Raw genomic sequence first — 20,319 nt, forward strand, 5'->3', positions numbered from 1 at the left:
TTGCGGTGAAACGAAAACAGTCGCATGAAACCCTCGCTAACCATGTTCTCTCATTAGGTTCAGATATTCGTGTAGAAACGATCAGCATGCAAGGGCTTCAAAAACGAGCCAAGAAAACCACACGGAACAAGAAGAATGGAAGAATCAACAAGAAAAAGCGCTACGGTAGGGTCATAGCCAATCGAGCGCCTGCTATGTTGATGGGGGTAATTGACCGAAAACTAAATTATCAAGGAAGAGAAATCAAGAAAATTAATACGGTCGAAGTCAAAGCAAGCCAGTTCCATCATGGAACCGGCACCTATCACAATAAAGATCTAAGCGAACGTTGGAATGAGAATATTCTAGGTGAACGTATCCAACGTGATCTGTATAGTGCTTTCCTCATTGGGAACACCGTCGATACTTTAGATGCCATAGACATCGATTTGTGTAACCGTGGATGGCATAACTTCGTCGCTCTTCATCATCAAGAAGTCGCAAGATTAAAGCAACACGGCAACAAGCAAATGCGTTGGTATATCGCTTAAAACAGACTAGTCGGAATGACAACGTTGCCGACTCTAATAATTGAGTGGGTGTCGCAAGTGTACGAACGGTCTTCATTGGCCAGTCGGAGTAGCACCGAACGAGACGTTCTAGCCCCACGAACTTCTTTGGAAAAGCGCAACAGGGTAGGGATGGCAACCTCGAACCGAAAGATTGATAAGGTCGCCCTAAGAAGTGTGCTGTTGGTGGCGAGTCTCCACTAACCCAAAGAACCCCATGGTTTTAGCCATGGGAGTTATCAGAAACCTTGATATTATTGGATTTAGACATCTAAATTAGGAAAAGTAAGCTTTTACCATTGCATTTATTCAATAGAAGGTATAGAATATGATTACAAGCTGCAATGTTCGTATGGAATTAAGTTTTAACCTCTAAATGTTGAATAGGGAGTTTTATATCGAGGTTGGAATGTCGTGCCGTCACCGAACGGAAGACAGGAAGGCTTCTGCAAACACCCACTTGAATAAAGTGGTGGTTTAAAACTTTTTATTTCAGAAATACGGCAATTGTGGCTGTACCTACATATTATAAAAGGCTGATTTCCTTATGGAGGTCAGCCTTTTCATTGTAAAAAATGCTCATTCCTAACCATGGACAGAACAGATTTCACCACCTATAATCGAATTATAGAAATAGAGAGCGTTTTACAGATGTTGGGAGTGGGATTATGGGTGGTTTTTTAACTTTTTACATCATTTTTATTGTGCTTGCACTCAGTACAGGAATCGTCTTTTGGGTACGAAACCAGTACCGCATACCAGCGGTATTATCCCTTATATTTGCATTGCTTGCACCTCTTCTTGCGCTGCTTGTGGTTGCGCAGCGGGAAACGGAAACCGGTGCATATACGTATTTGATGGAACAGGTAGGGGCTGGAAATATGTGGGCTTGGGCTACGCTTGTTACTCATATTCATCTTATTAGCTGGCTCTTATTTCTAACCGTTCGTCTAGTTATCTACCTTGTCCAATCACCAGATGTTAAATTGAAATATAAAAAAATACAGGAACAGATTCAAAAATTAAAACGGAAAAAAGAGGAAGGGACATGACACTTTATTCGTAAATTCGTCATGTCTTTCATTTTCTTGCATTGTTTCTGTCTTTTGCATATAATAACAGTAATTCGAAAAAGCAAACAATAGCGAAGAAGAGGGAAAAGTAGGATAGTCAATTTTTGAATAGAGAGCTTCGGCTGGTGAAAAGAAGCAAAATTGATGTCACGAACAATGGCCTCCGAGCTGCAGGCTGAACGTAATCTAGTAGGCTGTGCCGAGTTGGCAACTCGTTACCAAAACTAAAGTATATACATTGTACTTCATGAGGCTAGCTGTGTGAACATCTAGCGAAATAAGGTGGTACCACGAACATAAACCCACGTCCTTATCAATTGTGATATTGACATGGGTTTTTTTATATCTGAAATAAAAGATGATAAAGGGGCGATTCTTTTGAAAAGACATATCGTATTACAAACAGACTTCGGATTGCATGACGGGGCAGTGAGCGCAATGAACGGGGTTGCTTTTTCTGTTGATCCAACGCTCAGAATATCCAACCTGACGCATGAAATCCCGCAATATAATATTTGGGAAGCATCGTATCGTTTATACCAGACGGTTGCATACTGGCCAGAAGAGACCGTGTTCATTTCCGTTGTCGACCCCGGGGTAGGAACGGAACGCCTAAGCATTGTTGCAAAAACGGCCGACGGGCATTATATCGTGACACCGAATAATGGAACTCTAACTCACCTTGCAAAAAGTACAGGTATAGTTGCGGCTCGGGTTATTGATGAAAACGTCAATCGTCTGCCTCGTTCTGGTGAATCCTATACATTCCATGGTCGTGATGTATATGCCTTTACCGGAGCAAGACTCGCGGCCGGTGTCATTCGTTTTGAAGAAGTCGGCCCGGAACTTTCACTTAATGATGTGGTGCAGCTCGAAATTCCCCAAGTGACATACTTAGACGGTGTCATTCACGGAAATATTGACATACTCGATAGCAGGTTTGGGAATCTATGGACAAATATTAACCGTGAATTTTTTAAACAAGCAGGCATCGATTACGGTGATGCAGTTGAAGTGACGATTGAACATAACAGAACGAAAGTATATAAAAATTTAATTACCTTTGATCGGTCATTCGCAGACAGACGCCTTGGTGAACCATTGTTATTTGTGAATTCTATTGATAATCTAGGAGTAGCGATTAATCAGGGTTCCTTTGCAGATGCCTACCATATTCGTTCTGGGGTGAATTGGACGATTACGATTGAAAAATAAACATATTTCCTTAAATGGTGTGAGACGATGAAGATATTTTGGATTCGAATCATGAGCTTTAGCTTATTATGGCTGTATGAAATCAGCTTTAACAGTACATTTCAGGCAGTTTCAATTTTTGCCTTTGCTGTTACGCTCGGGATTTATTTTTTGCTAACGATTCCTCGTTTTCTTATCTGGAAATATACTGCTCAGTTCATTATTCTTACGGTTCATGGATACTTTTTCACCGAGGAAGGGATAGTAACTGCATTGTTGCTCTTATACATTGTGTTGGATGCAGCTTTTCGTCTGGAAAAAAAGAACCTGATCATCCTCTTTATTCAAGCAAGTATGCTTCTATTCTTACTAGTTTTGCCAGATGACTTGACGATGGAGCGAATCGTGCTTTATATCTTCATTGGTATTCTAAGCTTTACTGTCAACCAGATGAATGTGGAAAGGGGAGAGCAACGGGAAATTTATGAGGAATTGCTCGGTGAGTACCGGACAATGAAACGTCTCCATCTTACAGCAGAGAATAATGCGAGGTTAGAGGAAAGAACGAGGATTGCAAGGGATCTTCATGACTCGGTCGGGCACCGCTTGACTGCATTGATCATGAGTCTTGAAATGTTATCGATTCAGCAAAAAGATCCTACATATGATGAATTGAAACAGATGGCGAAAGAAAGTCTGGAAGATACCCGTTTAGCAGTGAAAGCATTACAAACGGAGGAAAGCGAAGGGATCGCGACGGTTATCCACTTGATTCGCAAGCTGGAGGCAGAAAGTCATTTACTTGTTCAATTCACGCTGAATCAAGGTGTGTTATCCATTCCGATTACAAATGAAATGAGTGTCGTGCTCTACCGAGTTATTCAGGAGGCCCTGACAAACATTATGCGCCATAGTGATAAGAAAAATGCTCATATCGCGTTGAGCAGAACTGCAACCGGTGATATATTATTTGAAATCTCCAATCCGATCCAAGAGAGAAAACGTTTTACGATTGGGTTTGGCCTGAAAAATATGCAAGAACGGGTGGAAGAGATAAATGGGAGCCTTAAGGTGTATCAAACGGATGACCATTTTATCGTATCTGGTAAGCTAGCGAAAGGAGAGAGCAAATGAAGTGGCGGGTATTATTAGTGGAGGACCAAAGAATTGTCCGGCAGGGGTTAAAGATGATTTTAGAGCAGGACGAGCGAATAAACGTTACCGAAGAGGCAACCAATGGAAAAGAAGCGATTGATATTGTCCGCAAGAATGCAATCGATCTTGTTATGATGGATATCCGGATGCCGGTGATGAATGGGATTGAGGCAACCCGAATCATCCGCAATGAATTCCCCGACATAAAGATTCTTATGCTCACGACGTTTAATGATGAAGCGTATGCTTACGAGGCACTAAAAGAAGGTGCAAGTGCATTTCTATTAAAAACGGCAGCTCCGGAGAAATTGATTGAAGCTGTTTACAGTGCGATGAAAGGCGGATTGACCCTGCATGATGAAGTAGCGGCAAAAGTATTGCCCAGGTTGCTTGAACGGACAGAAAAGCCAGAGATTGAAGTCGAACTTACAGAAAGGGAACTGCTCATTACAAAGCTTGTTGGCGAAGGTAAGACAAATAAGGAAATAGCAGCTGAACTTTATTTATCCGTCGGTACAGTGAAAAATTATATTACGACGATTCTGCAAAAGATAGGTTTACGTGATCGTACACAGCTTGCTATCTATGCGGTGAAGCATGATATTTCATAACGAGTTGTCATGAGTTTGTTAGAAGTTCATGCGTAAGGTTTTAGAAAAGTACGCTATACTAAATGCATAAATTCACAAGGGAAGGTGAATCTATGCTGGAGATTATACTGGATGAATTTCATTACTCCACCCTTTGGAATGGCGGAATACTTATTTATATCGGCTTTATTTTTATTATTTATTTTTTACTTCTGCCTCAGGATAAAAAGTATCCGATTTGGAAGCAGGTCACATTCGTACTTGGTATGCTAGCTGTATTTGCAGCACTCGGCAGCCCGATTAACGTAATTGCAAGGATTAAGTTCAGCTATCATATTTTACAGCTCGTATTATTATTGCTTGTTGCACCGCCCTTAATTATTATCGGGTTTAAAACGGAGATATTTGAACGAGCACGGAGAATTAAAATACTGGATAAAGTTTTCGAATTTTTAACGAAACCAGTTGTTGGATTCCTAATCTTCTTCATTCTTTTTTATAGCTATCATATTGCAAGTGTATTTAATTTCGCGCGGTTGGATTTATATATTAATTATTTTTTTATGCTTGCGTTGCTGATTGCAGGAATTCTCTTATGGATGCCGATCATATCATCCAAATTTTTAAACGCGAAGAAAAAACGCACCTTTACGATCCTCACGGTTCTTTTCTTTGTGCCGTATAGTCTGATATTGCTTCTAAACAAAGAGAGCCTCTATCTTGTTTATACAGATGTTGAGCTGTTCATGCAATCCCTTGCTGTCTGTATGCCCAATATAAGGGAAGTGCCGCCAGAGTTTGCTGCGGCTCTTCTACCATTCAACCCAACGGAAGAGCAGATGCAAGGCGGAATCATGCTCTTAATCAGTCAGCTCGTTCTGTTTGGTATTGCCTTGTTCGTGGCACCAAAATATAGTGAAGAAAACTAACGGTAAAACATCACTTTCGATGGTAGAAAGTGATGTTTTTTGTTTTTCCATTATGATAATTCAACTTTCACACCTAAAATAGGAAAGCAAACCATTCTTATCAAGTGCCCGTCGCTTTCATTCAGCGTAAGTGATTTGCTCATTCTCTAGACTAGAGTTCTAATCACCGTTCAGTTGCCCGGTGGACGGATGCGCATCCTTAGGCACTGCTAGAGCTCCCTCGGGCTGAGCACTAAGGGGTCTCCAGGCTCGTGCTGTTCCCGCAGGAGTCACCGTCCCCCGGGTAACTGAACTGGTAGGGATGATTATTATTAATAGCATTTATTCCAGTGCCATGTCACGATAAAATTATATCTTTGAAATACTAAATAGCGTTCCAAATTAGGTTTTTCATGGTAGCAGTCCAGACACCTCGAGACTCCTGCGGGAGGATAGGCCTGGCGAGACCCCGCAGCGCGATAGCGCGAGGAGGCTTGCCGGCCGCTCAGCAGGTGCGGGAGGTGTCTGGACTGCGGTTCTCCAGTAGAAAGTTTCCGGGTTAGGCACACTTACGCTGAATGAAAGCGATCCACTATTTCAGACTGCGAAAGTTGAGTTATAAATTAAAAAAAGTGACGGAGGTCATGGTGATAAAGTGACTCCGGGTAGTTTCAATTCTACTCTATTCATCTTACACTGATAACAGGAGGTGCATCTATGCTTGAACTGATTGATATAACGAAGAAGTATAAACAGACGAAAGCTGTTAAAAACATGAATATGTATATCGAAAAGGGAGAAATTGTCGGGTTGCTAGGTCCAAATGGAGCTGGAAAATCAACCGCAATCTCTATTCTTTCCTCGCTGCTTGAACCGACGAGCGGGGATGTTAAATTTAGGAATAAAAGCATGATTAAAAACCCGAAAAGCTTACGGCAAATCATCGGAATTGTTCCACAGGAAATTGCGCTCTATGAAGATTTGTCAGCAGAAGAAAATATGAAGTTCTTTGGAAGGATTTACCGGTTAAAAGGGGAAAAATTGAAGAATAAAATTAGTGAAGTTCTTGAACAAATCGGTCTTGCTGACCGGCGAAAAGATGTAGTCAAAACTTTTTCCGGAGGGATGAAAAGACGTCTAAACATCGGGGTTGCGATGCTGCATGATCCAGAGATTCTCATCATGGACGAACCGACTGTCGGTATTGATCCGCAATCCCGGAACTATATTTTGCAAACGGTGAAAAGATTAAACAAGGAACGACAGATGACAGTACTTTACACGAGTCACTATATGGAGGAAGTCGAATATTTATGTGATCGGATTTACATTATGGATAAGGGTAATCTGATTGCTTCTGGGACGAAAGATGAGATTAAGCAAATTCTTGCTTCGGAAAATACGATTTACCTAAAAGCAGATTATTGGAATGAATCATTTATCACGAAACTACAGGAAAAACCGCAAATTCATCAAATGAAAGTGGAGGGCAATGAGATTGTGCTCGTTGTTTCGAAGGATGTAGCCATATTCTCGAAATTAGCCCATCTTGCCGAAGAAACAAGCGTCCAGTTACGGGCTGTTGATGTAAAACAGGTGACGCTCGAAGATGTATTTCTGCATTTAACGGGCAGAGCCTTAAGGGACTAGGAGGTAGGGACATGATTTTCCAAATGATAAAAAAACAATATCTCCAGTTCCTGCGTAATCCAGTAGAAATCGTATTATTGATTGGTTTGCCGATTATCCTAATTACAATTCTAGGAAATGCTTTAGGAAATCTCATCGATGGCGGAGAGATTGATCTTACGTTTAAACTTGCAATTATCGAGCATGAAGATGAAGAAATTCAAGTAGAAAATTTTTTAACGGAACTAGAAAATGGTGACTTACCAGATGAAATCATCGCAGCGTTTGCCGCGGTAACAGATTCTCTCGCTCCGGTCGAAATGTTTAAAGAAGTGCTTCGGAGTGAGGAACTGAATGATATGATCATCGTGGAAGAAGCTCACGCTCGGGAAATGGATGCGATAAAGGCAGATGATTCCTATGCGGCGATTCTCGAGTTTCCAGAAAACTTTTCAGCTGATTTATTAGAGAACATTTTGCTGGATGAGAAAATGAATCCGGAAGCAATCATTCATTACAAAGCAGGTTCGGAAATTGCCGGTAATATCGTTGAACAAATTGTAGCGATGTACCAAGAAGAATTTACGCTTGGAACATTTCTTGGCAATAACGGAATCGACCCACAACAATTACAACAAAAGGGAGCCGAAATCACGCAAGAAGTTTCTTCTGTCAGTCCCCATGAACCCTTGTCGGCGAAAGCATATTATACGATTGGAATGATTGTCATGAATGTATTATTTATGGCAACAACGATTGCACAATATGCGTTTCGAGAGAGACAATCACATATTTTTAACCGGATGATTATTGCTGATTTCTCTAGATGGGTTTATTTTATTGGGATTTTGCTTACTGCTTTGATTTTTGCATGGATTCAAGCGATACTTGTATTCATTTTCGCTTATTTCGCATTTGATGTTACTTGGCCCGATTTGACAGCTTTTCTTGTCATCACATTTTTCTTTACACTCGCAGTTGGCGGATTGGCTGTACTCTTAACGGCAATCAGTTTTCGGAGTAATTCAGAACAGATTATTAGCTTTTTCTCCGGTGTTGTCGTCACGATTTTTGCCTTTCTTGGTGGTAGTTTCTTTCCGTCCGGTACCGGATCTTTCTTGGGAAAACTGGGCGATTACACACCGAACGGAGCGGCGATGTCTGCTTATCTTAGCATTCTCCGCGGAGAATCGATCACTGACAATGCAGACCATCTTATATTTATTGCATGCTTTGCTATTGGAGCGATTATCATTGGAGTCATCAGCTATCCGAAAAGGGGGGCTGCATCATGAGGGGGATTCTCCTAGCAAAATTTACTACGTTTATTCGTAATCCATGGGTTTTCCTATTATTTACCGTCATGTCGATTGGTTTTACATTAATTATTGGATATACAGGCGGAAATGGAGAGAAAATTACAGTCCCTGTCGCTGGTGCAGAAGAAGTGCGGACGGGCAGCATTGGCAAGGCACTTGAGGGAAATGAAGTTTACCATTTCAAATGGCAGGAAGAAGCGGATATGAAAGAAATTGTCCGTCTCGGTGAAGCTGAAGCAGGAATTATCATGGAGGAAGCCGGTTATGAAATGTTCATCCGAGTGGAAACACCGAATGTCCAGTTGATAGAACAGACGATTGCTGATATCTATACGGAAAAAATTCGGGAAAGTCAAGTTCTGGAATTATTCCAAGGTGAGACAGCGGCTGAAGAGAAAGCATTTTTAACTGCTTATCATGAAGCGATGGATCAACCTTTATTCGAGATTACGAATGATAATTTCCGAAATGCAGACTCCTATCAATTTGACCAGGGACTGCATGCGATATTTGGTTTTACTTTATTTTTTGTCATTTATACGATTGGCTATAATGTGCTGCCGATTCTTACTGAGAAAAAAGAAGGTATTTGGGATCGGATGATTTTGTCCCCATTGAAAAAGTGGGAAATCTATCTCGCCAATTTAGTGTACAGCTTCTTTGAGGGATATCTGCAAATTATCATTATTTTTTCCGTGTTTCATTATTTTGTTGGGGTTGATTTTTACGGGGAGCTCGCAGGAATCTTGCTCATCATGCTCGCTTACACATTTACAATCGTCTCGCTTGGTATATTCGTCACAGCACTTGTGAAAAACATTCAGCAGTTCAATGCAGTTTTGCCAATTATATCCGTTAGTATGGCAATGATTGGCGGCGCATTCTGGCCACTTGAAGTTGTTCAATCAGACATATTACTTGCTCTGTCAAAAATTAATCCACTCACATATGGGATGGAAGCACTAAACAATCTTGTGTTATATAATCTTCCATTTGAAGAGATTCTTATGCCGGTCAGCATACTCATTTTAATGGGAGTTATATTCATGGGAGTTGGCATTCATTTAATGGAAAAAAGACATATTTAGATATGTTTTTGAACACTTTCAAAACAATCAACGATAAATGGAAGGTTTTTGCCATGGAGGTGTGGCGGATACCTTCTTTTTCTTATATAATAGACTAATAGAAAGTGAGAGGAGCAAGAGTTTGAAGAGAAAGAAGCGTTGGTTGAAAATTGTCGGAATTTTACTTGTCATTCTAGTGATATTGGATGTTGGAGCTGGGGTGTTCTTTTATAAATTGGCGATTGAACGGGGAACAAAGGAATTCTTGAGTGGAAACGCAGATCTGGAAGTTTCAGCTGAGGCGATGGATGTATTTACGAAAGGGGATTGGCGCTCTTGGGCCGATACCCAGGATTTTGAATATTGGCAAATGGAATCCTTTGATAATCTTACACTTCAAGGTTATTTTTTAGAAGCGGAAGAACCGACTAATAAGACGGTTGTCTTCGCTCATGGTTATCTTGGGCGTGCTCGGGACATGGCTTTGTTTGGTCAATATTATTATGAAGAACTTGGGTTTAATATGTTTACCGCAGACAGCCGAGGGCATGGCTTAAGTGAAGGGGATTATTATGGTTTCGGTTGGCATGACAGGCTTGATTATGTCGCTTGGGTTGACCGAATCATTGCTGAGCTCGGTGAAGATACTGAAATTATACTTCACGGTGTATCAATGGGGGCGGCAACGGTTTTAATGACGCTTGGAGAAGATCTGCCAGATAATGTGAAGCTTGCCGTAGCGGACAGTCCGTATTCAAGTGTCTACGATTTATTTGATTATCAGCTGGATCGTATGTTTAATCTACCGAGCTTCCCGATCCTTCCGACAATGGGGATGGTAACGGATTTACAAGCAGGTTATTCATTGAAAGAAGCATCTGCTCTAGAGCAGGTTGAAAAGGCGCAAGTGCCAATACTTTACATTCACGGTGGAAGCGACACCTTCGTTCCAACCGAAATGACAAAAGCACTTGCTGAACATACAAAAACAGATACGGAGATGCTGATCGTACCCGGAGCGAACCACGGCGAATCCATCGTCCTCGATCGCGAGGGATACCTGGGCGCCATGAACGGCTTTTTTGATAAACATCTTTATTAATAGATAAGTTTACCTATAAGACTGGAATATAACTATTCTATCCTAATTAGAATAGCTATGTTCCAGTTTTTTATAGTGCTGATTACTACCTTCATACAGCGTAAGTGTTTTGCACGTTCTCATGGTTTGCTCTCTAATCGCCGTTCAGTTGCCCGGTGGACGGATGCGCATCCTTAGGCACTGCTAGAGCTCCTCGGGCTGAGCACTAAGGGGTCTCCAGGCTCGTGCTGTTCCCGCAGGAGTTACCTTCCACCGGGCAACTGAACTGGTAGGTATAATTATTATTAATATCATTTATTCTAGTGCCATGTGACGATAAAATTATATCTTTGGAATAATAAATAGCGTTCCAAATTAGGTTTTTCCTAGGAGCAGGCCAGACACCTCGAGACTCCTGCGGGAGGATAGGCTTGGTGAGACCCCTTAATGCTCAACCTGAGGAGGCTCACCAGCCGCCCAGCAGGTGCGAGAGGTGTCTGGACTGCGGACCTCCAGTAGAAAGTTTCCGCGAGTTTGGCACACTTACGCTTTATGAAATCGGTAGTCCTATTCATGAATTTCATAATACGTATTTAATGCTTTCCCATCACCATATGTAGTTGAGTTGGTTCGTTCCCAACTACATATGGTGATGGAAAAGCCGACTTTGGTAATTATGAAATTCATTCCTATTATAAAATATTTATTTATTTTTATAATTACCGTTGCATATTTATACACAACTATGTATAATAATGAATAATTAATTTTTAGAAAGCGAGTTGTTCAAATTGAAGAAAGCGGCAATCATAGGTGGAACGGGATACGGGGCGATTGAATTAATCAGGTTACTGCATAACCACCCCAAACTAGAAGTGACAAAGGTAATTAGCCATTCCCAAAGTGGTGAAGTCCTTTCATCAATTTACCCGCATTTGAAAAATCTTCCCGAGATTAAAATGGTAGATTTGGATACTACGAGTTTAGAAGCTGAAGTAGATGTTGTCTTTATCGCGACCCCAGCGGGCGTGGCGAAAACAATCGTACCGGAATTACAAGAGCTCGATGTGCAAATTGTCGATTTATCCGGAGATTTGCGATTAGACTCCCGTGATGCTTACGAGGAATGGTACGGGAAGGAAGCAGCACCCCAGGATACAATCGAGCAAGCTGTTTACGGCTTAACAGAAATTTATAAAGAAGAAGTTCAATCAGCGAAAATCATTTCGAATCCGGGCTGTTTTCCGACATCTGCATTACTCGGAACAATTCCAGCACTTGAAAAAGGGATCATTAGCCCAAAAGGAATTGTAATTGATGGGAAAACGGGTGTATCCGGAGCAGGACGGACACCAACCGGTACGACGCACTTTCCAGAAACGAATGATAATGTATTACCATATAAAATTGGCAGACATCAGCATATACCTGAAGTCGAACAATATTTGTCCAAAACAATCGATGAGCAGGTAACAACGATTCTTACAACCCATCTCATCCCAATGACACGGGGATTGATTTGTACGATCTATGCAAATCTAAATCAAGATATAACGACGCAAGAAGTAATCGAACTCTATGAAAACTATTATAAAGAAGCTAAATTCATCCGTATCTTAGAAGAGGGACAGTTCCCGGCAACAAAAGCGGTGCAGGGAAGTAACTTCTGTGATATCGGAATATGGGTGGACAAAAGAAGTAATCAATTAATCATTGCTGCGGCGATTGATAATCTTGTGAAAGGTGCAGCCGGCCAGGCGATTCAAAATACGAATCTCATGAATGGTTGGGAAGAAGACCTTGGACTCGCAGCCGTTCCAATGTATCCATAGGAGGGTTATAAATGACATTAGTAAAGGAAAAACAACTAAAAATATTGGAAAAAGGCAAGGTAACTACACCTAAAGGTTTTCAGGCAGGAGGCGTCCATACTGGCCTCCGTAAGACAAAGCTTGATTTCGGCTGGATTCATTCCGAAGTACCGGCAACCGCTGCGGGCGTTTACACATTAAATGCCTTCAAGGCTGCACCGCTGCAAGTGACGAAGAACAGCTTGGATAAAACAGGGAAAATCCAGACCCTTGTTGTAAACTCAGCGAATGCGAATGCGGTCACAGGACCACAAGGAGAGAAGAACGCATTAGAAACTCAAAAGTTAGTTGCCGAGAAAAAAGGAGTCGAGGTAGATCATGTCGCTGTTGCTTCGACAGGAATAATCGGTGTACAACTTCCTATGGAAAAGCTATACAAAGGGATCCATTGGATGGAGGAAGCGGAGAACCAAGGAGCGGAACGATTTGAGTCCGCAATTTTAACGACAGATACGGTAACGAAATATGCAGCAGTCGAAGTTGAAATTGACGGGAAGCCGGTCACAATTTCAGGTGCGGCAAAAGGCTCTGGAATGATTGCCCCAAATATGGCAACGATGCTTTCCTTTATTACGACAGATGCTGCCGTAGAGCAGTCAAGTCTTGAGGCAGGTTTACGCCAGGTGACAGATAAATCCTTTAATATGATTACCGTTGACGGGGACTGCAGTACGAATGATATGGTCCTTGTCCTCGCAAATGGATTACAGGAAAATCAGACATTACATGAATCCCACCCGGACTGGGATGTGTTTCTTAACGGATTGCAGTATGTGAGTCAAGATCTGGCGAAGCAAATAGCAAAAGACGGGGAAGGAGCAACGAAGCTGATCGAGGTGCAAGTCAAAGGTGCCGGAACAGACAAAGCGGCAGGAGAAGTTGCTAAAGCAATTATTTCTTCCAATTTAGTAAAAGCTGCTGTTTACGGTTCAGATCCGAACTGGGGCCGGATTGTTTGTGCGGTAGGTTATAGTGAACAGCCGATTGCAGTCGATAAGGTTTCCATTGCACTTGGCGATTTACAAGTCGTAGATAATGGTTTACCAATTGACTTTGATGAAGAAGCGGGCACCGAATATTTGCAGCAAGAAACGGTAACCATTCATGTGGATTTACAAAATGGAACGGGAGAAGCAACTGCATGGGGTTGTGACTTGACCTATGATTATGTGAAAATCAATGCATCCTATCGTACGTGAGGTGAGAAAGTGGAGATTATTGTTTTAAAAGTTGGCGGCAGTATTTTGGAAAAACTCCCAACCGCTTTTTTTGATACAGTTATTCAATTAAAGAAAAGCGGGAAAATCCATCCGGTTATCGTGCATGGCGGGGGACCGGAAATTAATCAGGCACTGACAAAAATGAATGTGAAAAGTGAATTCGTCAATGGCTTACGGGTGACGACGAAAGAAGTGCTCGAAGTGGTAGAAAATATTTTAAATGGCAGTGTGAATAAACAAATCGTCACAAAACTCCAACAAAGCGGTGGCACGGGCATTGGGCTAAGTGGAGTGGACGCTGCACTATTAAAAGTGACACCACAGGATTCTTCAGGAAAACTCGGCTATGTCGGGGAAGTGAAAGAAGTAAATGCCGATTGGCTCAAACTTATTATTGAAAATGGTGGAATCCCTGTTGTTTCTCCAATCGGCATCCATGAATCGGGGCAACATTATAATATTAATGGGGATACGGCAGCAGCGGCAGTAGCAGAAAGTTTACGGGCAAAGCTCGCCCTAATCAGTGATATCCCAGGTGTATTAGAAGAAATCGAAGGAGAAAAAGTACTCTTGCCAAAATTGACGAAAAAGGAAATTGAAGCAAAAATTTCATCAGGAATTATATATGGCGGCATGATTCCGAAAGTATATTCCGCTTTAAAGGCACTTAGCGGCGGTGTGAAAGAATCGGTTATTTTAAACGGACTCACACCTGAAGATTTACAGTCCTATATAGCCGGGAAGCGTGTCGGAACGAAAATTGTCATCGGGGAGGTCCAGCATGTCTAACACATTAAGTAAAGCGACAAAGTTTGCAGTCATGAATACGTATGGGCGCTTTCCATTAACGGTTGTAAAAGGGAAGGGAAGTTATGTCTGGAGCGATTTGGGTGAGAAGTATTTGGACTATACTTCCGGTATTGCAACGTGTAACCTCGGTCATGTTCCAGATCAAGTGCAAGCAGCGTTACAGGAACAACTGAATACATTATGGCATGTATCGAATCTATACCACATACCGATTCAAGAAAAGCTCGCAACAACCTTAACGGAGAACAGTATTTTTGATGCCGCATTTTTCTCAAACAGTGGCGCAGAAGCGAATGAAGCGGCGATTAAATTAGCAAAGAAATATGCTAAAGATCAGGGGAAGGAGGAACGGACGGAAATCGTAACCTTTAAACAATCCTTCCACGGAAGAACAGGGACGACACTTGCAGCGACCGGTCAGGATAAAATTCATGAGGGCTTCACACCGATTGCACCAGGTTTCCGATACTTGACCTATAATGATGCGGAAGCACTTGAGAAAATCGATAATGGTAGAACAACTGCCGTTCTCCTTGAACTTGTCCAAGGGGAAGGTGGCGTGAATCCTGTTGATCAGACTTGGGTGAGCGAACTTGCTCAGATCTGTAAAGAAAACGGTATTCTTCTCATGCTGGATGAAATTCAGACGGGAATGGGAAGAACGGGCACACTCTTCGCTTATGAGCAATTTGGAATTGAACCGGATGTCATGACGCTTGCGAAAGGGCTTGGTTCCGGTTTTCCAATCGGAGCAGTGCTTGCAAAGGATAAAGTTGCTGCGTCGTTTACACCAGGAACCCATGGCAGTACCTTTGGTGGAAATCCACTTGCAGCAACGGCAGGTTATGCGACGGTTAAGACGATGCTTGCTGAGAACATACCGGAGCATGTGCAGGAAGTAAGTGCGTATTTCTTCAGTAAGTTAAATGAATTGAAAGAAATATATCCGGAAATTAAAGTCGTTAAAGGAAAAGGGTTACTTATTGGCTTGGAAATGGAAAAAGCAGCGGGAACATACATTAATGCGCTTAGAGAGAAAAACGTACTCGCATTGTCCGCAGGTGAGTATGTTTTACGGATATTACCGCCGCTTACAACAACGACAGAAGAGATTGATGAATTTCTCAAGCAATTTGCAGAAGTTATGATGGAAAGTGAACATAGTAATTAAAAAACACGACGAAAAGAGGATAGGATGCAAAGGCATCTATCCTCTTTTTACATATATTAAGCATTAACGTTCTGTAATACCATCATCCTTAAATATGAAGAAAACCCAACATGTGAGGTGAGGGATAAACAGAACGTAAATCCCTGATTCGTTCAAATGACAAGCAGGAGGGGATGAAGAAAAATCCCTACTGATTGAAGTTTCATTTTATTGCTCCTGCATCGGCCGGTTCACTGGCTCAATATCAGCATCAACGGCATATGCTTGTTGAAGCTGTTTCGTAATTGTTCCGGGAGAACCATCATGGATTTTGTGACCATCCACTTCTATAATCGGTGTGATTTCATTCGTACTGCTTGATAAGAAAACTTCATCAGCATCTTTAATGTCTCCAACATGGTAAGCTTCTTCAATAAAAGAAATTCCCAACTCATCAGCGAAGCGCTCTACTGCCAAACGGACGCAGCCATGAAGGATGCCATTCGTTGCTGGGTGGGTATAAATCTTTCCATTTTTTACAAAATAGACGTTGGAGGCACTGCATTCGGTAACAGTGCCGTCTTTATGAAGAATCGCTTCAAAACAGCCTTGTTCTTTTGCTTCCTGTTTTGCCATTAAATTTGGCAATAAATTCAAGCTTTTAATATGGCAATAACTCCAGCGGATATCTGGTATTGTAATAACGGGTACACCATGCTTCATCAATTCCACATTTCTTCTTGCGGGTTCAAGATAAGCATAGACATTCGGTGTAATATTATCTGGGAAAACATGATCTCTCGGGGCTGATCCGCGAGTGACCTGTAAATATACTTTTCCATCTATTTTCATTTCATTTTTTTCCAGCAGTTCTTCAAGTGTTTCCATAAAATCTTTCCTGTCGTAAGGAAAACTCAATTTTATTTCGGATAGGGAACGGTATAACCGGTCAATATGTTCATCTAGAAGATAATACTTCCCTTGATAAATCCGAATTACTTCATATACTCCATCTCCAAATTGCAAACCCCTTTCTTCAAAGGGATAATTCAATTTATCTTTATGCATAAAAGACCCTTGTGCAAAAACGATTGGATAGACAGCCATCAGAAAACTCACCCTTCTGTGTTACAAATTTAATCCTAGTCTATCGGTTTTACCTTTCAATGTAAATGGTTTCAGCTAAATAAAACGGGATTGTTTGAAACGTGATTCTATAGTTAATTTATGCAAGTTGAATAAAAAGGTTAACGGAGAATAAAATTTCCCTTGATTTATTTTTACATCGTTGCTATAATATTAATTGTCGTTAAAAAACGAATCTTGTCTGCGGGTGTAGTTTAGTGGTAAAACCTCAGCCTTCCAAGCTGATGTCGAGGGTTCAATTCCCTTCACCCGCTCCATACATAATGTGATCAACGCAGTGTCTCGTAAATTTAATGGTTTCGAGGCGCTGCGTTTTTTTATAATGCAATATATCCCAATACACTTTCGCTAAGATATAGTTCACTATTTATATAGTTCATTCTTGCTTAACAAAAAAGCAAGACTAGAAATTCTGAATAGAGTATTTCCGGGAAGCGGTCCCGATACCTCGCGACTGCGGACTTCCAGTAGGGCGTTTCTTATACGATTTGTATTGATTATCCAAGTGTTGAAATGAGCATTATTTCAATGATAAAATGAAGAGAACTATTTTAAGATAAAGGAGGTGTTCGTGATGAGGATTGATGAGCTGAAGCAGGAGATTATCGAGTACAGCAAGGATATCGGGATTGATAAGATTGGATTTGCTTCTGCCGATGTGTTCGGCGAACTCCGCGAAAGGTTACGCCGGCAGCAAGAACTGAATTACCAATCCGGATTTGAAAAAGGTACGCTAGAAGAACGGACGGAACCCACACGCCTGCTTCCGGAAGCCCAGTCGATCATCTCCATCGCACTTGCTTATCCGAGCCGAATTAAAAATCAAATCCGCGGAACTAGGGAAGAGAGACGGGGAATCTTTGCACGAGCATCTTGGGGTGTGGATTACCATGTTGTTCTTCGTGACCGCTTGGAAAAGCTTGTCGAGTTTATTCAGGAGAAAGTCCCGGAAGCAGAAACGAAGGTGATGGTCGATACTGGAGAGCTTTCTGACCGGGCAGTTGCAGAACGTGCGGGCATCGGTTTCAGTGGAAAGAACACATCGATTATTACGAAAGAATTTGGTTCCTTCGTTTATCTCGGTGAAGTAATTACAAACCTGCCATTCATCCCGGACGCTCCCGTTACAGATAGCTGCGGAGATTGTACAATTTGTATGGATGCTTGTCCGACAGGAGCGCTTATTGAGGGAGGACAGCTGAATGCCCAGCGTTGTATTGCTTTCCTCACGCAAACGAAGGACTTTTTACCAGAACCGTTCCGAAATAAAATCGGAAACCGGATTTACGGTTGTGATACATGTCAGCAAGTCTGTCCATGGAATAAAGGAGTTGATTTCCATATTCATCCCGAATTTGAACCAGACCCGGAGATTGCGAAGCCAAAGTTAAAACCAATGCTACGAATCTCTAATCGAAAATTCCGGGAAACGTTTGGTCATCTATCTGGCGCGTGGCGCGGCAAAAAACCGCTCCAGCGCAATGCACTGCTTGCCCTTGCTCATTATAAAGATAAAACAGCTGTCGAAGAAATAACAAGCGTGATGAAGGAAGACCCTCGACCAGTAATCCGTGGGACAGCAGCATGGTCTCTTGGTAAAATTGCAACACCTGAAGCGCATGAGGCGATCAAGGAAGCAATGCAGACGGAAGAAGATGAACAAGTGCTTTATGAAATGGAAAAAGGTCTCGAATTTGAATTGCGCGTATAGCCAGTGAAAGAAATAGGTACAAGCACGCCCCCATATACTTTTATGGGGGCGATTTTTATGGATTCTCTAAAGGGATATTGGCTTGCAGTCTTTACGAATGAATCAGAACAGCCGGAATGGTGGAGGCGGAAACTTGCTTTATGGGAAAGGGAAAAGGCGAGTATCGTTAAAGTTAGTGGGAGAGGTGAACGGTTTCGGGTATTTCGGTTCGATGATAAAACCTCACAGGAATATTTGCTCCATCTAAGTTTTTTAATTAAGCAAGCGGAGCATTATCATTTGGAAGAACAGCAGCTATTTTACCGGGTGGAATTGAAAAATGGAAAAATAATAAAGCATGAGGAAGTCCCAAGGCGGCAGCGGGCAAAAGATAATCCGAATTTAATATTGGAAGATTCAGGCGGGACGAGACAGGATTTTGTCTATGATAGAAGAGAAGCAGTGCGCTATGCCGAACGTTGGTGGAATAGCTATAATCCTGATTTCCGAGAGTTTGAAGTTGATTGCACGAACTATGTTTCCCAGTGCATGCTTGCCGGGGGAGCACCTATGCGCGGTGCCCCGGTGCGGGAGCGCGGATGGTGGTATACAGGCGATAATTGGAGCTTCAGCTGGGCAGTTGCCCATTCGCTGCGTTGGTATTTAAGCGGCTCGACATCGGGACTTAAGGGCAAGGAAGTGGCAAGCCCAGAAGAATTGCTGCCAGGGGATGTGATCTGTTATGACTTTGAGGGAGACGGGCGCTGGGATCATAATACGATTGTGGTAAATAAAGATGCAAATGGGATGCCGCTTGTAAATGCTCATACAAATAACAGCCGGAATCGCTACTGGACCTATGAGGACTCCGCAGCTTGGACACCGAATATCCAGTATAAATTTTTCCGGATTGGGGAGTAGCGTGCTATAATAAAAAAGTTGATTAACTTTAAGAAATTAAGGAGATAGAAAAGTGAGTTTACATGTCGTATTATACCAACCAGAGATCCCTGCCAATACAGGAAATATAGGTAGAACGTGTCTTGCAACCGATACGAAACTGCATCTTGTGCATCCGCTCGGATTTTCGACAGATGATAAAATGCTGCGCCGGGCTGGGCTCGACTACTGGCAGCATTTGGATGTTGCTGAGCATCAATCATTTGAAGAGCTATACGAGGCATATCCGGAGGGTGAGTTTTATTATATCGAGAACTTTGGTACGAAGCATTATACGGACTATGACTTCAGCAATACATCAAAGGAAATTTTCTTTGTATTCGGCAGGGAATCGACAGGCATACCGAAAGAATTGATCGCAGGCAAAGAAGATCGCTGTCTACGGATTCACATGAATGATAAAGTGCGTTCCCTTAATTTGTCCAACACAGCGGCAATCATTATTTACGAAGCACTAAGGCAGCAACAATTCCAAGGATTAGTCTAAGCAATTGTCTAATAGGAGAAAACCGCCATCTAAATGAAAGATGACGGTTTTTGTTTGTCCAGCTCCAGTGCCCAACGACTAGCGGATTTCTTGACCTCCGTACGTCGCTGATCGGGCACTTCTGCTTTTAAGTTACTGATTATTTCTAGGTACGCCTGGTTTCGCTTCGTAACCAGATGTGAAACAGGAAACGAGGAATGTAATGATAACTCCTAAGATTAATGCTAATTTCATTGAAACGTCCTCCTTCAATTGTATGACCCTGAAACTATAAGCAGTATATAAAATTATTATAACGGATTCAACTTGAATTGTGAACTCCCAACCTAAATTGTCAGAACTCCTCCGTTTTTTAAGCACGGTCAGAAATGTAAGGGCTATCATCGATTCTCTTCTGTTTTTTCAAGGGTGAATCGTTGTA

The 20,319-nt window shown here is 41.9% G+C and carries 18 protein-coding genes, 1 tRNA gene, 1 other RNA gene and 1 other annotated feature; of the genes, 19 read left to right on the forward strand and 1 reads right to left on the reverse strand.

Going from position 1 to position 20,319, the window contains the following annotated elements:
* Nucleotides 1-5 precede the first annotated feature (5 nt).
* The 15 genes from LZD48_RS02305 (at nt 6) to LZD48_RS02375 (ending at nt 15,636) form a co-directional block, all read left to right on the forward strand.
* Nucleotides 6-530, forward strand: coding sequence for a hypothetical protein (locus tag LZD48_RS02305; RefSeq protein WP_235761121.1), 525 nt, complete (start codon nt 6-8; stop codon nt 528-530).
* Nucleotides 531-881: 351 nt separating this feature from the next.
* A non-coding RNA gene (gene ssrS / locus LZD48_RS02310) (6S RNA) lies at nt 882-1,068 on the forward strand.
* 148 nt (nt 1,069-1,216) lie between these two features.
* A complete protein-coding gene (locus LZD48_RS02315; RefSeq protein ID WP_235761122.1) occupies nt 1,217-1,600 on the forward strand; it encodes a hypothetical protein in 384 nt (127 codons plus the stop codon).
* Between the two features lie 86 nt (nt 1,601-1,686).
* Nucleotides 1,687-1,936: a binding site (T-box leader), on the forward strand.
* Between the two features lie 63 nt (nt 1,937-1,999).
* A complete protein-coding gene (locus tag LZD48_RS02320; RefSeq protein ID WP_235761123.1) occupies nt 2,000-2,836 on the forward strand; it encodes an SAM hydrolase/SAM-dependent halogenase family protein in 837 nt (278 codons plus the stop codon).
* A gap of 27 nt (nt 2,837-2,863) precedes the next feature.
* Nucleotides 2,864-3,949 (forward strand): sensor histidine kinase, encoded by a 1,086-nt coding sequence (locus LZD48_RS02325; protein WP_235761124.1) that lies wholly within the window; start codon nt 2,864-2,866, stop codon nt 3,947-3,949.
* A complete protein-coding gene (locus tag LZD48_RS02330; RefSeq protein WP_235761125.1) occupies nt 3,946-4,581 on the forward strand; it encodes a response regulator transcription factor in 636 nt (211 codons plus the stop codon). Before LZD48_RS02325 ends, LZD48_RS02330 begins: the two co-directional genes overlap by 4 nt.
* Nucleotides 4,582-4,673: 92 nt before the next feature.
* Nucleotides 4,674-5,489, forward strand: a complete 816-nt coding sequence (locus tag LZD48_RS02335; protein ID WP_235761126.1) for a cytochrome c oxidase assembly protein — start codon at nt 4,674-4,676, stop codon at nt 5,487-5,489.
* A 696-nt stretch (nt 5,490-6,185) separates the two neighbouring features.
* Nucleotides 6,186-7,118: an ABC transporter ATP-binding protein gene (locus LZD48_RS02340; protein ID WP_235761127.1), complete on the forward strand. Its 933-nt coding sequence runs from the start codon at nt 6,186-6,188 to the stop codon at nt 7,116-7,118.
* 11 nt (nt 7,119-7,129) lie between these two features.
* On the forward strand, nt 7,130-8,392 hold the full coding sequence (locus LZD48_RS02345) for an ABC transporter permease (RefSeq protein ID WP_235761128.1): 1,263 nt from the start codon (nt 7,130-7,132) through the stop codon (nt 8,390-8,392).
* Nucleotides 8,389-9,504, forward strand: a complete 1,116-nt coding sequence (locus LZD48_RS02350; RefSeq protein WP_235761129.1) for an ABC transporter permease — start codon at nt 8,389-8,391, stop codon at nt 9,502-9,504. Before LZD48_RS02345 ends, LZD48_RS02350 begins: the two co-directional genes overlap by 4 nt.
* Nucleotides 9,505-9,625: 121 nt before the next feature.
* Nucleotides 9,626-10,585, forward strand: a complete 960-nt coding sequence (locus tag LZD48_RS02355) for an alpha/beta hydrolase (protein WP_235761130.1) — start codon at nt 9,626-9,628, stop codon at nt 10,583-10,585.
* A 770-nt stretch (nt 10,586-11,355) separates the two neighbouring features.
* On the forward strand, nt 11,356-12,396 hold the full coding sequence (argC, locus tag LZD48_RS02360) for an N-acetyl-gamma-glutamyl-phosphate reductase (protein ID WP_235761131.1): 1,041 nt from the start codon (nt 11,356-11,358) through the stop codon (nt 12,394-12,396).
* 11 nt (nt 12,397-12,407) lie between these two features.
* Nucleotides 12,408-13,634, forward strand: a complete 1,227-nt coding sequence (argJ, locus tag LZD48_RS02365; protein WP_235761132.1) for a bifunctional glutamate N-acetyltransferase/amino-acid acetyltransferase ArgJ — start codon at nt 12,408-12,410, stop codon at nt 13,632-13,634.
* A 9-nt stretch (nt 13,635-13,643) separates the two neighbouring features.
* Entirely contained in the window at nt 13,644-14,444 is an 801-nt protein-coding gene (argB, locus tag LZD48_RS02370; protein WP_235761133.1) for an acetylglutamate kinase, read from the forward strand.
* Entirely contained in the window at nt 14,437-15,636 is a 1,200-nt protein-coding gene (locus tag LZD48_RS02375) for an aspartate aminotransferase family protein (protein ID WP_235761134.1), read from the forward strand. Before argB ends, LZD48_RS02375 begins: the two co-directional genes overlap by 8 nt.
* Nucleotides 15,637-15,843: 207 nt before the next feature.
* Here LZD48_RS02375 and dat read toward each other — a convergent pair whose 3' ends face one another.
* Nucleotides 15,844-16,722, reverse strand: a complete 879-nt coding sequence (gene dat / locus LZD48_RS02380) for a D-amino-acid transaminase (RefSeq protein WP_235761135.1) — start codon at nt 16,720-16,722, stop codon at nt 15,844-15,846.
* Nucleotides 16,723-16,944: 222 nt separating this feature from the next.
* Between dat and LZD48_RS02385 the strand changes: the two genes are divergently transcribed.
* The 4 genes from LZD48_RS02385 (at nt 16,945) to trmL (ending at nt 19,898) form a co-directional block, all read left to right on the forward strand.
* Nucleotides 16,945-17,018, forward strand: a tRNA-Gly gene (locus LZD48_RS02385).
* A 317-nt stretch (nt 17,019-17,335) separates the two neighbouring features.
* The gene (gene queG / locus LZD48_RS02390) at nt 17,336-18,472 is read left to right on the forward strand and encodes a tRNA epoxyqueuosine(34) reductase QueG (protein WP_235761136.1); all 1,137 of its coding nucleotides are present in this window, start codon (nt 17,336-17,338) and stop codon (nt 18,470-18,472) included.
* 57 nt (nt 18,473-18,529) lie between these two features.
* On the forward strand, nt 18,530-19,372 hold the full coding sequence (locus LZD48_RS02395) for an amidase domain-containing protein (RefSeq protein ID WP_235761137.1): 843 nt from the start codon (nt 18,530-18,532) through the stop codon (nt 19,370-19,372).
* A 52-nt stretch (nt 19,373-19,424) separates the two neighbouring features.
* A complete protein-coding gene (gene trmL / locus LZD48_RS02400) occupies nt 19,425-19,898 on the forward strand; it encodes a tRNA (uridine(34)/cytosine(34)/5-carboxymethylaminomethyluridine(34)-2'-O)-methyltransferase TrmL (protein WP_235761138.1) in 474 nt (157 codons plus the stop codon).
* Nucleotides 19,899-20,319: the final 421 nt, after the last annotated feature.

This window comes from Oceanobacillus alkalisoli, from assembly GCF_021556485.1.
Classification (GTDB): Bacteria; Bacillota; Bacilli; order Bacillales; family Amphibacillaceae; genus Oceanobacillus; species Oceanobacillus alkalisoli.